General features: G+C 66.3%; 11 protein-coding genes. 7 read left to right on the top strand and 4 right to left on the bottom strand.

Translation table 11 applies throughout. The annotated features are described in order from the left end of the window. The first annotated feature begins 27 nt into the window (after positions 1–27). Both GH660_RS05790 and GH660_RS05785 read left to right on the top strand, forming a co-directional pair. Positions 28–1386 (top strand): cation:proton antiporter, encoded by a 1359-nt coding sequence (locus GH660_RS05790; protein ID WP_153145711.1) that lies wholly within the window; start codon positions 28–30, stop codon positions 1384–1386. Between the two features lie 3 nt (positions 1387–1389). Continuing rightward, the gene (locus GH660_RS05785) at positions 1390–2685 is read left to right on the top strand and encodes an MFS transporter (protein ID WP_153145710.1); all 1296 of its coding nucleotides are present in this window, start codon (positions 1390–1392) and stop codon (positions 2683–2685) included. 100 nt (positions 2686–2785) lie between these two features. Here the strand turns inward: GH660_RS05785 and GH660_RS05780 are convergent, their stop codons facing one another. The 4 genes from GH660_RS05780 to GH660_RS05765 all read right to left on the bottom strand — a co-directional run bounded on the left by GH660_RS05780 (position 2786) and on the right by GH660_RS05765 (position 5607). After that, positions 2786–3106 (bottom strand): hypothetical protein, encoded by a 321-nt coding sequence (locus tag GH660_RS05780; RefSeq protein WP_153145709.1) that lies wholly within the window; start codon positions 3104–3106, stop codon positions 2786–2788. 126 nt (positions 3107–3232) lie between these two features. After that, positions 3233–3520: a hypothetical protein gene (locus GH660_RS05775; RefSeq protein WP_153145708.1), complete on the bottom strand. Its 288-nt coding sequence runs from the start codon at positions 3518–3520 to the stop codon at positions 3233–3235. Between the two features lie 201 nt (positions 3521–3721). Beyond that, positions 3722–4681, bottom strand: a complete 960-nt coding sequence (locus GH660_RS05770; protein ID WP_153145707.1) for a hypothetical protein — start codon at positions 4679–4681, stop codon at positions 3722–3724. A gap of 146 nt (positions 4682–4827) precedes the next feature. Further along, positions 4828–5607 (bottom strand): ferredoxin--NADP reductase, encoded by a 780-nt coding sequence (locus GH660_RS05765; protein ID WP_153145706.1) that lies wholly within the window; start codon positions 5605–5607, stop codon positions 4828–4830. Between the two features lie 99 nt (positions 5608–5706). Here GH660_RS05765 and GH660_RS05760 point away from each other — a divergent pair, with 99 nt between their 5' ends. Genes GH660_RS05760 through GH660_RS05740 form a run of 5 tightly spaced genes read left to right on the top strand, consistent with a single transcriptional unit; the run spans position 5707 to position 12371 of the window. After that, positions 5707–6624, top strand: coding sequence for a LysR family transcriptional regulator (locus GH660_RS05760; RefSeq protein ID WP_153145705.1), 918 nt, complete (start codon positions 5707–5709; stop codon positions 6622–6624). Between the two features lie 20 nt (positions 6625–6644). Then, a complete protein-coding gene (locus GH660_RS05755) occupies positions 6645–7625 on the top strand; it encodes an efflux RND transporter periplasmic adaptor subunit (protein WP_153145704.1) in 981 nt (326 codons plus the stop codon). 58 nt (positions 7626–7683) lie between these two features. After that, positions 7684–8958, top strand: coding sequence for an NAD(P)/FAD-dependent oxidoreductase (locus GH660_RS05750; RefSeq protein ID WP_153145703.1), 1275 nt, complete (start codon positions 7684–7686; stop codon positions 8956–8958). 6 nt (positions 8959–8964) lie between these two features. Then, positions 8965–12150, top strand: coding sequence for an efflux RND transporter permease subunit (locus GH660_RS05745; protein ID WP_153145702.1), 3186 nt, complete (start codon positions 8965–8967; stop codon positions 12148–12150). After that, positions 12147–12371, top strand: coding sequence for a DUF2892 domain-containing protein (locus GH660_RS05740; protein ID WP_153145701.1), 225 nt, complete (start codon positions 12147–12149; stop codon positions 12369–12371). The genes GH660_RS05745 and GH660_RS05740 overlap by 4 nt, the downstream gene beginning before the upstream one ends. Positions 12372–12390: the final 19 nt, after the last annotated feature.

The raw sequence follows: 12390 nt of genomic DNA, 5'->3' as shown, positions 1-12390 counted from the left end.
CGCATCCTCGCTCCCACATACAAGCCCATGACACTCCGCCGCCTCTTCCCGCTTGCCCTGCTCGCCGCCGCCTGGCCGGTATTCGCCGCCGGTTCCGACGTGGTCGGCGAGAACCTGCTGTGGCTGACCATCATCCTGCTCGCCGCCCGTCTCTTCGCACCGCTCGCCCAGAAGATCGGCTTTCCGGCCGTCCTCGGCGAACTGCTGCTCGGCGTCATGCTCGGCAACCTCGGCCTGCTCGGCTTCCATTACTTCGACACCATCGCCAACGACCCGATCATCATGTTCATGGCTGAGCTCGGGGTCATCATCCTGCTCCTGCAGATCGGTCTTGAAACCCGGCTCGGCGACCTCGTCAGCGTCGGCGCCCGCGCCTCGCTGGTCGGCTCGGTCGGCATCGCCGTGCCCTTCGTGCTCGGCGCCTTCGTCGCCGGCCCGCTGGTACTGCCGGGCATGGAATTCAACGCCTACCTGTTCCTCGGCGCAACGCTGGCCGCTACCTCGGTCGGCATCACCGGCCGCGTCTTCCGTGACCTCGGCAAGCTGAAGATGCCGGAAGCGCAGGTCGTCCTCGGCGCCGCGGTGATCGACGACGTCCTCGGCCTGGTCATCCTCGCCGTCGTTTCCAGCCTGGTCGAGGCCGGCACGGTGAGCGTCGTCGACGTACTGCTGATCATCGCCAAGGCCGTCGCCTTCCTCGGCGGTTCGATCGCCATCGGCCGCGCCGTCGCGCCGCGCTTGCTGCACTGGGTATCGCACCTGGACCGAAGCCACTCGATGCTGTTCTCGCTGGTCCTGGTGGTCGGCCTGTTCATGGCCTGGCTGGCGCACGCCGTCGGGCTGGCGCCGATCATCGGCGCCTTCGCCGCCGGCCTGCTGTTCGAACCGGTGTTCCTCAAGGAATTCGAAACGCCCAAGCTGGTGCAGGATATCGAGGCGCTGCTGCCGGTTGCGGTCGACACCGAAAAACAGCAAAAAATCAGAAAGGTGCTCGAACGTCATACCAGCCACCAGCACGAGCACATGCTCGAACCCATCGGCTACTTCTTCGTGCCGGTGTTCTTCGTGCTGACCGGCATGCAGGTCGACCTGACCGCGCTCGCCGACCCCAAGGTCGTCGCCGTCGCGCTCGGCATCACGGTGGCGGCCGTGATCGGCAAGCTGGCCGCCGGCTTCGCCGCCGGCAAGGGCATGAACCCGTGGCTGGTCGGCTGGGGCATGGTGCCGCGCGGCGAGGTCGGCCTGATCTTCGCGATGGTCGGCAAGAAGCTCGGTGTCATGAGCGAGGCGATGTTCTCGGTGATCGTCATCATGGTCATCCTGACCACCCTGCTGACGCCGCCCATCCTCACCGTGCTGCTGCGCCGGCACTCGACCAGGGCCTGAGCGGTGCTCGCCCTGACGGCCGAGCAGCAGCGCCGACGCTGGCTGGCGCTCGGCGTCGTCGCCGTCGCCTACATCCTGTCGTTCTTCCAGCGCTTTGCGCCGGCCGGCATCGCCCAGGACCTGGCCGCCGCCTTCGCCACCTCGGCGACCTCGCTCGGCGTCCTGGCAGCGACCTACTTCTACGTCTATACGGTGATGCAGATCCCGACGGGGATCCTCGTCGACACCCTCGGGCCGCGCCGGATTCTCGCGCTGGGCGGTGTCGTCGGCGGCCTCGGCAGCTTCCTCTTCGGCTTCGCGCCGACGCTCGACTGGGCGCTCGCCGGGCGCACGCTGATCGGCCTCGGCGTCTCGGTCACCTTCATCGCCATGCTCAAGCTGATCGCCGTCTGGTTCGAGGAGAACCGCTTCGCGACCATGGTCGGCGTCTGCATGCTGATCGGCAACCTGGGCTCGGTGCTGGCCGGCGCCCCGCTCTCCGGGCTGGCCCAGGCAACCGGCTGGCGCGGCGTGTTCATCGGCATCGGCGTCGTCTCCTTCCTGCTCGCCGCCGGCTGCTGGCTGATCGTGCGCGACCGCCCGGACGCCGGCAGCGGCACCGCGGCCCCGAAATTCGACCGCACCGTCGTCCTCTCCGGCCTGCTTGCGGTGATCCGCAACCGTGCCACCTGGCCGGCCATCCTGGTCAATACCGGCATGTCCGGCGCCTTCTTCACCTTCGCCGGCCTGTGGGCGACACCCTACCTGATGCAGGTGCACGGCATGCCGCGCCCGACCGCGGCGAGCCACCTGTCGCTGTGGTTCGGCGGCTTCGCCGTCGGCTGCTTCTTCATTGGCACGCTGTCCGACCGCATCGGCCGGCGCAAGCCGGTGCTGATCGCCGCCGCCCACCTGTACACAGCGATCTGGCTGATCTGGCTGTCCGGCGCGACGATGCCGCTCGGGCTCTCGTTCGCGCTTTTCGGGCTGATGGGACTGTCGACCGCCGGCTTCAGCCTGACCTGGGCGTGCGCCAAGGAGGTCAACCCGCCGCTACTCTCCGGCATGTCGACCAGCGTCGCCAACATGGGCGGCTTTCTCGCCGGCGCCTTGCTGCAACCGCTGGTCGGCTGGGTGATGGACCTCGGCTGGCGCGGCGAAATGCTCAACGGCGCCCGCATCTACGATCTCGCTGCGTGGCGCAACGGCGTCCTCGTCGTCACGCTGTGCGCGCTGTTCGGTGCCCTCGCCAGCTGGTGGATTCGCGAAACGCGCTGCCGCAACATCTGGCGGCCGGCGGCGGGCGACGCCGCGCGCTGAGGGAAGCTCTCATGAGAAAAGGGCCGGTCATGCGACCGGCCCTTTTGCTTCGATCAAGAAATCCATCGGCCGGCACCGCCGCCATGGCACTGCGGCCAAGTCAGGGGCCGTCTGCCCCAAAGGACGACGCCGAGAACGCCGGTGCATCTTCGGGATAGGCGAAGCGGTCGGCCGGCGCGTCTTCCGCGTAGGCATAGGGTTCGCCCAGCGCCGCCGAATCGACCATCAAGTCACTGCGAATCGGACCCTGCGCGCCCTGCCCGACGGACCACGCCGGAGACTCGTAAGCCTGGGACACGCCGTCGCCGCCGATCTGTGCCTGGATGTAGTCGTTGGCATCTGCTGCGTTCACCGTGCTCCATGGTGCGATCAGCGCAATCATCACGCTGCAGCCAATGTGGGAAAAACTGAGGTGTTTCATGATTTCCTCCTGCGGTCGAATGCCTCCCTGAGGTGATTCAATCAAGAAGTTCCGCAACGGGAAAGTCGTCTGCCGCCCCAAGTCCAGGCGCTTGCCTCGACATCGGGAGCGGCTACGGCAATCGGCTCAGGCGCCGTCGTTACCACCGAACGGATAGAGCTGTCTCTCCATCTGCTGCTTCCTCGCCGCCCGCTCGCTTTCGCTCAGCTTGTCCTCGGTCATGTCCGAGCGGATCGGCCCCTGCGCGCCCTGCGCCTTGGACCAGGCTTCATAGTTGCTGGTCAGCGACGGGCTGTCGCCACCCAGGTTGGTCTGGATGTAATCGTTCGCGTCTGCGGCATAGCCCGCGCCAATCGGCGCCAGCAGGCCAATCACCAGGCCACAGCCAATTTTGGAAAAAGTGAGTTTCTTCATGATTCTTCTCCTACGGTCAATTTCCTCCCTGGAGGTTGAACCGTCGAATGCGCCCGGCCTGCCATTGTCTTTCCGGTAGCCGGCGACGCCCCGATCCTCTCAAGCGGTTCGTGTCGTTGCTTGATGAATCACGGTAAAAATCCGACAGCCGGCGCCGGCAAAAGTTCGCCTGCCACACCAAAAAAAGAGGGAAGCAGACGCTCAGCGCTGCTCCGGCGCTCCCTGCGCCGCCACCCGCCCCGCGCCCGGCCCCGTGGCGGCGACCGCGACCAGCGTCGTTTCGGCCGGAATGGCGGCGGTGATCACTTCCCGCATCTGGAACAGGTCGAGCACGTCGGCGATGAAGGTCTTGTGCTCGTCCGGGGCGTTGCGGTACCAGTTGCGCAGGTAGTCCTGAAGGCTGCTGCGCGCGTCGCCGGGGTCCAGGTTGAGGTAAGAGAGGGTCGACCAGTTCTCCGGATTGCGCTCGAACAGCGGCAGCAGGAGATTGGCGACCAGTTCGTTCTTTTCGCGCTGGTACGGGTTGGCGCGCAGGCGCTCCTCGTTGCTGGCGAGCCAGACGGCGAGCGGCGAGTGCGGCGGCAGCTGGCGATGCCCCTCGGCGATCAGGAGGTCGAAGAAGCGGTTGAGCTTGTCCGCCTCCTTCGACCAGTCCGCCGGCGCCGGCGGCGATTCCTTCCAGGTCGTGGCCAGCTTCTTCAGCGTAAATAGCGAGGCGGTTTCGCACAGGGTTTCCTCGAACCACTGGTTGTAGCGACTGTTCCCCGGTGCGGCGTTTTCCTCGTAGTTCGACAGGATGTGGCACAGCTCATGGGCGAATTCGTAGGTGTACAGGTGCCAGTTGGCGCCGCGGGCGTGCAGTTCGACCCGGTATTCGCCGTCGGCGCCGCGCTCGTACAGCGCCACCGGATTGCTGTCGGTATGGGTGACGACGATCGGCACGTTCAGCTTCTTCGGCAGCCGCGTCATCAGTTCGTCGGCAACCGAATAGAGTACCGCCTCGATCGTTTCCTTGCGCACGCTGCCCCAGCCCTCGCCCTCCACCTTGATGGTGAGGCCCATCTTGCGGCTGTTCACCGGCTTTTTTTGCGGCGCGGCGAACCCGTGGGAAGAGTAGAGCAAGGAGTAAAGCAACGATGCGATGATCAGCGGCAGGCGCATGGCGTACTCCTTTCGCGGCGGGTCGGACGATGGCAGCTTGCCGTCGCGTAGCGAACGACGGCAATCTACAGTTTAGTCCACCGGCGCGGCGCGGAGTTCGCCTGCCCCAAGCATGATTTTGCGCGGCGGCACGGCGCCGCCCCCGCTCACTTCTCGACGAAGGCGCGCTCGATCACGTAGTCGCCCAGCTCGCCGGTGTAATGGCGTGCCACCTTGAAGCCGCGGACGTCGAGCAGCTTCGCGGTGTCGGCCAGCATGGCCGGGCTGCCGCAGATCATCGCGCGGTCGGTCGCCGGATCGAGCGGCGGCTCGCCGATGTCGGCGAACAGCTTGCCGGAGTCGATCAAGTCGGTCAGCCGCCCCTCGTTGCGGAAGGATTCGCGGGTCACCGTCGGGTAGTAGATCAGCTTCTCGCGAGCCCAGTCGCCGAAGAACTCGTGGTCGGACAACTCGTGTTCGATGTAGTCGTGATAGGCCAGTTCGTTGGTCCACCGCACGCCGTGGATCAGGATCACCTTCTCGAAGCGCTCGTAGGTTTCCGGGTCGTGGATCAGGCTCATGAAGGGCGCCAGCCCGGTGCCGGTGGCGAACATGAACAGGCGCTTGCCCGGCTTGAGGTCGTGCAGAACCAGCGTGCCTGTCGGCTTCTTGCTGACGAGGATCGGATCGCCCGGCTTGACGTTCTGCAGGCGCGAGGTCAGCGGGCCGTTCGGCACCTTGATGCTGAAGAATTCCAGGTGTTCCTCGTGGTTGGCGCTGGCGATGCTGTAGGCGCGCGTCAGCGGCCGCCCGTCGACCTCCAGCCCCATCATGACGAACTGCCCGTTGAGGAAGCGCAGGCCGGCGCTGCGCGTGGTGCGGAAGGAAAACAGCGTGTCGTTCCAGTGATTGACGGAAAGGACGGTTTCGGTGGCGAGGTTGCTCATGATCGGACTCCTTTACGTTTTTGACTGGAAGCGATGATAGGCGTTGCACCACAGAAACATAAGCGGATAATTTGCATATCAATTATCGGTTTTATATATATGCGAATCACCCTGCGCCAGATCGAGGTCTTTGCCGCCATCGCCCGCAGCGAGAACGTCTCGCGCGCTGCCGAAGCGCTGGCGATGTCGCAGTCGGCGGCGAGCAGCGCACTGGTCGAACTCGAACGCCAGTTCGCCTGCCCGCTGTTCGACCGCATCGGCAAGTCGCTGCGCCTCAACGCCACCGGCCGCGGGCTGCTGCCACAGGCCGAGGACATCCTGGCGCGCGCCGCCGAGATCGAGGGCTTCCTCGCCGGCGGCCAGCTCGGCCCGCTGGCCGTCGGCGCGACGATGACCATCGGCAACTACCTGGCGACGTTGATCGTCGCCGACTACCTGCAGCGCCACCCGACCTCGCGCCTCGACCTCAAGGTCGCCAACACCCGCCACATCCTCGACGGCGTGCTGCGCTGCGAACTCGACCTCGGCCTGATCGAGGGCGAGGCCAACGACCCCGACCTCGTCCTCGACCCGTGGCTGGCCGACGAACTGGTGGTCTTCTGCGCGCCGCAGCACCCGCTCTCCGCGAGCGGCCGTGCGAGCACCGTGCAGCTGGCGGAACAGCCGTGGATCCTGCGCGAAGCGGGCTCCGGCACGCGCGCCCTGTTCGACCGCGCCATCGCGCCGCGGCTCGCCAGCCTGCAGATCCGCCTGCAGCTGGAACACACCGAGGCGATCAAGCGCGCCGTCGAGGCCGGCCTCGGCCTCGCCTGCCTGTCGCGCGTCGCCCTGCGCGAGGCCTTCCGGCGCGGCAGCCTGGTCGAGCTGCGGACGCCGCAGTTCGACCTGCGCCGCAACTTCTATTTCGTGCGCCACCGCCAGCGCCACGTCAGCCCCGCCAGCCGGGCCTTCCAGGCGCTGTGCCGCGACTTCGGCGCGGCCCTGCAGGCGGCCGGCGACCTTGCGCCCGACCAATAAATTAGAGTATTCTTATATACATGAAGACAAAACTGATTTTTGGCCTTTTGTGGGCGTTGACCGCAGCCGCCTCCGCGCAGGAACTGCCAAGCGTCGTCGTCCAGCCGCACCGCGTCGATCTGGGCTTCCCGGCCGAGTCGCTGGTCGAGGCCGTCCAGCAGACCACCGTCGGCGCCCAGACGGCCGGCCGGATTATCGAAGTGAAGGCCGACGCCGGCCAGCGCGTGAGCAAGGGCGAGGTACTGATGCGCATCGACGCGCGCGAGGCGGAGGAAGCGGCGCGTGCCGCCAACGCCCAGTACGCCAACGCCAGACTCAACTACGAGCGCACGAAAAGCCTGGTCGCCCAGAAATTCATGAGCGCCGCCGCGCTCGACAAGGCGAAGGCCGACTACGACGCGGCCACCGCCACCCGCGCCGCGGCGGGCGCCAGCGAGAGCCACGCCACCATCGTTGCGCCGCTGACCGGCGTCGTCGCCCGCCGCCACGCCGAACTCGGCGACATGGCGACGCCCGGCAAGCCGCTGTTCACGATCTACGAACCGGGCGGCCTGCGCGTCACCGCCAGCATTCCGCAATACCGCCTGAATGACATGCGCAGCGTCAGGACGGCGCGCGTCGAGTTCCCGGAACTCAACAAGTGGGTCGATGCGACCGCCGTCAAGCTGCTGCCGACCGCCGACACCGCGACCCACGTCTCGCAGGTGCGCGTCAGCCTGCCGCCGGTGCCGGAGGCGACGCCGGGCATGTTCGCGCGCGTCCATTTCGTCCTCGGCCAGGCCGAGAAGCTGACCGTGCCGGCACAGGCCGTCGTGCGCCGCGGCGAAGTCGCCGCCGTCTACGTGCTGGGTGCCGACAACCGCCTCAGCCTGCGCCAGCTGCGCATCGGCGACGCCGTCGGCCAGGGTGAGATCGAAGTGCTGGCCGGCCTGAGCGCCGGCGACAAGGTGGTGACCGACCCGGTCAGGGCGGCCATCGCGCTCAAGCAGGGCAACAAGTAGTCCGGAGCGGCCGAACGAAAGAGCCGCGGTTCTTCCATCACACCGAGGAGAGAGACCTATGGCACACATCGTTATTGTCGGCAGCGGCCTGGGCGGCATGACCATGGCCTTCGAGATGCGGGAAAACGCCCGCCCGACGGATCGCATCACCGTTGTCTCGAACAACCCGAAATTCCATTTCGTCCCGTCCAACCCGTGGGTTGCGGTCAACTGGCGAAAACGCGAGGAAATCGAACTCGACGCCGCCCCCCTGCTCGAGCGCAAGAAGATCGGCTTCATCGGCGTCGGCGTCCGCCGCGTGCATCCCGAGCGCAAGCAGCTGGAGCTTGACGACGGGGCGACGGTCGATTACGACTTCCTGATCCTGTCCACCGGCCCCAAGCTGGCCTTCGACGAGATCGAGGGCACGGGACCGCAGGGACACACCCAGTCGATCTGTCACGTCGACCATGCCGTGCAGGCCGAGCGCGCCTGGCAGGAGTTCGTCGCCGACCCCGGCCCGATCGTCGTCGGCGCCGTGCAGGGCGCCTCGTGCTTCGGGCCGGCCTACGAGTTCGCGATGATCATGGAAACCGACCTGCGCCGGCGCAAGATCCGCGACCGCGTACCGATGACCTTCGTCACGTCGGAGCCTTACATCGGCCACCTCGGGCTGGGCGGCGTCGGCGATTCCAAGGGGCTGATGGAGTCGATCTTCCGCAGCAAGCACATCAAGTGGATCTGCAACGCCAGGGTGATGCGCGTCGAGGCCGGCCAGATGTTCGTCACCGAGCACGACGAGGACGGCAAGCCGAAGAAGGAGCACGTGCTGCCCTTCAAGTATTCGATGCTGCTGCCGGCCTTCAAGGGCATCGACGCGGTGTTCGGGGTCGAGGGCCTGACCAACCCGCGCGGCTTCGTCAGCATCGACGCCTTCCAGCGCAACCCGAAATACCCCGAGATCTACGGCATCGGTGTCTGCGTCGCCATCCCGCCGGTCGAGGTGACGCCAATCCCGACCGGCACGCCGAAGACCGGCTACATGATCGAATCGATGGTCACCGCCACGGCCAAGAACATCCGCGCCGTGCTCGACGGCCGCGAGCCGGACAAGAAGGCGACGTGGAACGCCGTCTGTCTCGCCGATTTCGGCGACACCGGCGCCGCCTTCGTCGCGCTGCCGCAGATTCCGCCGCGCAACGTCAATTGGTTCGGCGAAGGCAAGTGGGTGCATCTGGCCAAGGTCGGCTTCGAAAAATATTTCATGCACAAGCTCAAGCATGGCACCAGCGAGACGGTCTATGAAAGGATCGTCATGGAGGCACTGGGCATCCTGAAACTGAAAGGAAAATAGTTGTCGATGGGTATTTCCGGGCGCATCGCCGCCACTTTCCAGGAATCGCGGATGACGCCGCTGCTGGCGCTCGTCGCCTTCCTGCTCGGCGTCTTCGCCGTCCTCGTCACGCCGCGCGAGGAAGAGCCGCAGATCGACGTGACCATGGCCGACGTGCTGGTCGCCTTCCCCGGCGCCTCGGCCAAGGATGTCGAGAACCTGGTCGCGCGCCCGGCCGAACAGGTGCTGTCGCGCATGCACGGGGTCGAGCACGTCTATTCCGTGTCGCGCCCCGGCATGGCGGTGATCACCGTGCAGTTCGACGTCGGCGTCAAGTACAACGACGCCGTGCTGCGCCTCTACGACACCGTGCATTCGCACCGCGACTGGCTGCCACCCAACCTCGGCGTCCAGGAGCCGGTGATCAAGCCGCGCGGCATCGACGACGTGCCCATCCTCGCCCTCACCTTCTGGACGAAGGACCCGGAACGCTCGGCCTACGAGCTGCAGCAGGTGGCGCGCGCCGTCGAGATCGAGCTGAAGCGCATCAAGGGCACGCGCGACGTGTCCACGCTGGGCGGCCCCGACCACGCCATCCGCGTGCTGATGGACGCCGAGCGGATGAACGCCTACGGCGTCACGCCGCAGGAAATCGCCGGCGCCCTCAAGGTGTCGAACGCCCTGCAGCCCTCCGGCAACCTGACCGCCGGCAACCGCGAGGTGCTGGTGCAGACCGGCACCTACCTCGAAGCGGCGGCCGACGTGAAGCAGCTGGTGGTCGCCGTGCGCGACGGCAAGCCGGTGTTCATGAGCGACGTCGCGACGGTCGAGGACGGCCCCGACCAGCCGAAGCGCTACGCCTGGTTCGGCAACCGCGACGGCGAGTTCCCGGCCGTCACCATCCAGCTTTCCAAGCAGCCGGGGGTCAATGCCGCCGATGTCGCGTCGGCTGCGGTCGACCGGATAAATACCCTCAAAAACACGGTGATCCCGGAAGGCGTCGAGGTCACCGTCACCCGCAACTACGGCGAAACGGCGACCGAGAAGGCGCAGAAGCTGATCGGCAAACTGATCTTCGCCACCGCCTTCGTCGTCGCCCTCGTCTTCTTCGCGCTCGGCCGGCGCGAGGCCTTCATCGTCGGCGTCGCCGTAACCCTGACCCTCGCCGCGACGCTGTTCGCCTCCTGGGCCTGGGGCTTCACGCTCAACCGGGTGTCGCTGTTCGCGCTGATCTTCTCGATCGGCATCCTGGTCGATGATGCCATCGTCGTCGTCGAGAACATTCACCGCTGGCAGGGCCTATACCCCGGCAAGCCGCTGCGCGAGATCATCCCGCCAGCGGTCGACGAGGTCGGCGGGCCAACCATCCTCGCCACGCTGACAGTAATCGCCGCCCTGCTGCCGATGGCATTCGTCACCGGCCTGATGGGGCCGTACATGAGCCCGATCCCGATCAACTCGTCGATGGGCATGGCCATCTCGCTGGCGGTGGCCTTCGTCGTCACGCCGTGGCTGGCGCTCAAGCTGATGAAGGCGCACGGCCCGAGCAGCGCCGGCCACGCGCCGTCAAAGCTCGATGCCAAACTCGACGCCACCTTCCGCAAGCTGCTGACGCCCTTCCTCGACCCGCAGAAGGGCGGCGCGGCGCGCATCCGGCTGGCCGTTGCCGTCGTGCTGATGATCCTCGGCTCGGTGTCGCTGGCCTACTTCCAGCTCGTCGTGCTAAAGATGCTGCCCTTCGACAACAAGAGCGAATTCCAGGTCGTGCTCGACATGCCGGTCGGCACGCCGGTCGAGGAAACGGCGCGCGTTCTGCACGAAATCGGCGCCGAACTGGCGCAGGAAGCCGACGTCGTCGACTACCAGGCCTATGCCGGCACCGCCAGCCCGATCAACTTCAACGGCCTGGTCCGCCAGTACTATCTGCGCGCCGCGCCGGAAAAGGGCGACATCCAGGTCAACCTGGCCGACAAGAAGCACCGCTCGCGCCAGAGCCACGAGATCGCCGTCGCCCTGCGCGACCGTATCGAGGCCATCGGGAAGAAGAACGGCGGCGTCGCCAAGGTCGTCGAAGTGCCGCCCGGACCGCCGGTGCTGTCGCCCATCGTCGCCGAGATCTACGGGCCGGACATGGCCGGCCAGATGGCGGTCGGCAAGCAGGTGCGCAAGGCCTTCGAGGACACGCCCGATCTGGTTGCGGTCGACGACTATATCGATGCAGATTCCCGGAAGTTCGTGCTGCACGTGCTGCAGAGCAAGGCGGCGCTGCTCGGCGTGGCGCAGAGCGACATCGTCGAGGTGGTCGGCATGGGGCTGGCCGGGCAGGACGTGACGCCGGCGCGTAATACCGAATCCAAGTTCGAGATCCCGGTGCGCGTGACCCTGCCGGCGGAAAAGCAGTCGAACCTCGACGCCCTTTTGAAATTGCGCGTGCGCTCAAAAGACGGCCACCTGGTACCGGTGTCGGAACTGGTCGAGGTGCGTGAGGCGACGCGCGAGAAGGCGATCTACCACAAGGACCTGCTGCCGGTGGTCTATGTCGTCGGCGACATGGGCGGCAAGCTCGACTCGCCGCTCTACGGCATGTTCGACGCGCGCTCGCAGATCATCGGCAAGGAGCTCAAGGAAGGTGGCACGCTCGGCGAATGGTTCATCCGCCAGCCGGCCGACCCCTACGCCGGCTACAGCGTCAAGTGGGACGGCGAGTGGAAGGTCACCTACGAAACCTTCCGCGACATGGGACTGGCCTACGGCGTCGGCCTGATCCTGATCTACCTGCTGGTCGTCGCCCACTTCGGCAGCTATCTGGTGCCGCTCATCATCATGGCGCCGATCCCGCTCACCATCATCGGCGTCATGCCCGGCCACGCCCTGCTCGGCGCGCAATTCACGGCGACCTCGATGATCGGCATGATCGCGCTGGCCGGCATCATCGTCCGCAACTCGATCCTGTTGGTCGATTTCATCAAACAGCAGGTCGCCGCCGGTATGAACTTCCACGACGCCGTGATCCAGTCCGCCGCCGTGCGCGCCAAGCCGATCGCGCTGACCGCGCTGGCCGCCATGCTCGGCGCCCTGTTCATCCTCGACGACCCGATCTTCAACGGGCTGGCCATCAGCCTGATCTTCGGCATCCTGGTCTCCACCCTGCTCACCCTGGTGGTGATCCCGGTGCTCTACTTCTCCGCTTTCAGAAAGGAACACTCACAATGACCATCGAACGCATGATCCGCATCATGGCCGGCTTCTTCGTCCTGCTCTCGCTGGCGCTCGGCGTCGAGGGCAGCCCCATTTTCGTTTCGAAATGGTTCCTCGCCTTCACCGCCTTCGTCGGTCTCAATCTGCTGCAGAGCGGGTTCACCGGCTTCTGCCCGCCGGAAAAGCTGCTGGCGAAAATGGGTTTCAAACGCGGCAATGGCTCCTGCGGCGTCTGAACGGGCCGTCCGACCGGCC

It is taken from the genome of Dechloromonas sp. H13, from assembly GCF_009469615.1.
Lineage (GTDB): Bacteria > Pseudomonadota > Gammaproteobacteria > Burkholderiales > Rhodocyclaceae > Azonexus.
Note: the sequence above shows the minus strand (reverse complement) of the source record. Positions and strands in the feature narration are given on the sequence as shown.

Bases quoted from the DNA above. Each gene is read 5' to 3' on its own strand.
- GH660_RS05790 (WP_153145711.1), top strand. From the start codon at position 28: ATGACACTCCGCCGCCTCTTCCCGCTTGCCCTGCTCGCCGCCGCCTGG.
- GH660_RS05780 (WP_153145709.1), bottom strand. From the start codon at position 3,106: ATGAAACACCTCAGTTTTTCCCACATTGGCTGCAGCGTGATGATTGCG.
- GH660_RS05775 (WP_153145708.1), bottom strand. From the start codon at position 3,520: ATGAAGAAACTCACTTTTTCCAAAATTGGCTGTGGCCTGGTGATTGGC.
- GH660_RS05770 (WP_153145707.1), bottom strand. From the start codon at position 4,681: ATGCGCCTGCCGCTGATCATCGCATCGTTGCTTTACTCCTTGCTCTAC.
- GH660_RS05765 (WP_153145706.1), bottom strand. From the start codon at position 5,607: ATGAGCAACCTCGCCACCGAAACCGTCCTTTCCGTCAATCACTGGAAC.
- GH660_RS05760 (WP_153145705.1), top strand. From the start codon at position 5,707: ATGCGAATCACCCTGCGCCAGATCGAGGTCTTTGCCGCCATCGCCCGC.
- GH660_RS05755 (WP_153145704.1), top strand. From the start codon at position 6,645: ATGAAGACAAAACTGATTTTTGGCCTTTTGTGGGCGTTGACCGCAGCC.
- GH660_RS05750 (WP_153145703.1), top strand. From the start codon at position 7,684: ATGGCACACATCGTTATTGTCGGCAGCGGCCTGGGCGGCATGACCATG.
- GH660_RS05745 (WP_153145702.1), top strand. From the start codon at position 8,965: ATGGGTATTTCCGGGCGCATCGCCGCCACTTTCCAGGAATCGCGGATG.
- GH660_RS05740 (WP_153145701.1), top strand. From the start codon at position 12,147: ATGACCATCGAACGCATGATCCGCATCATGGCCGGCTTCTTCGTCCTG.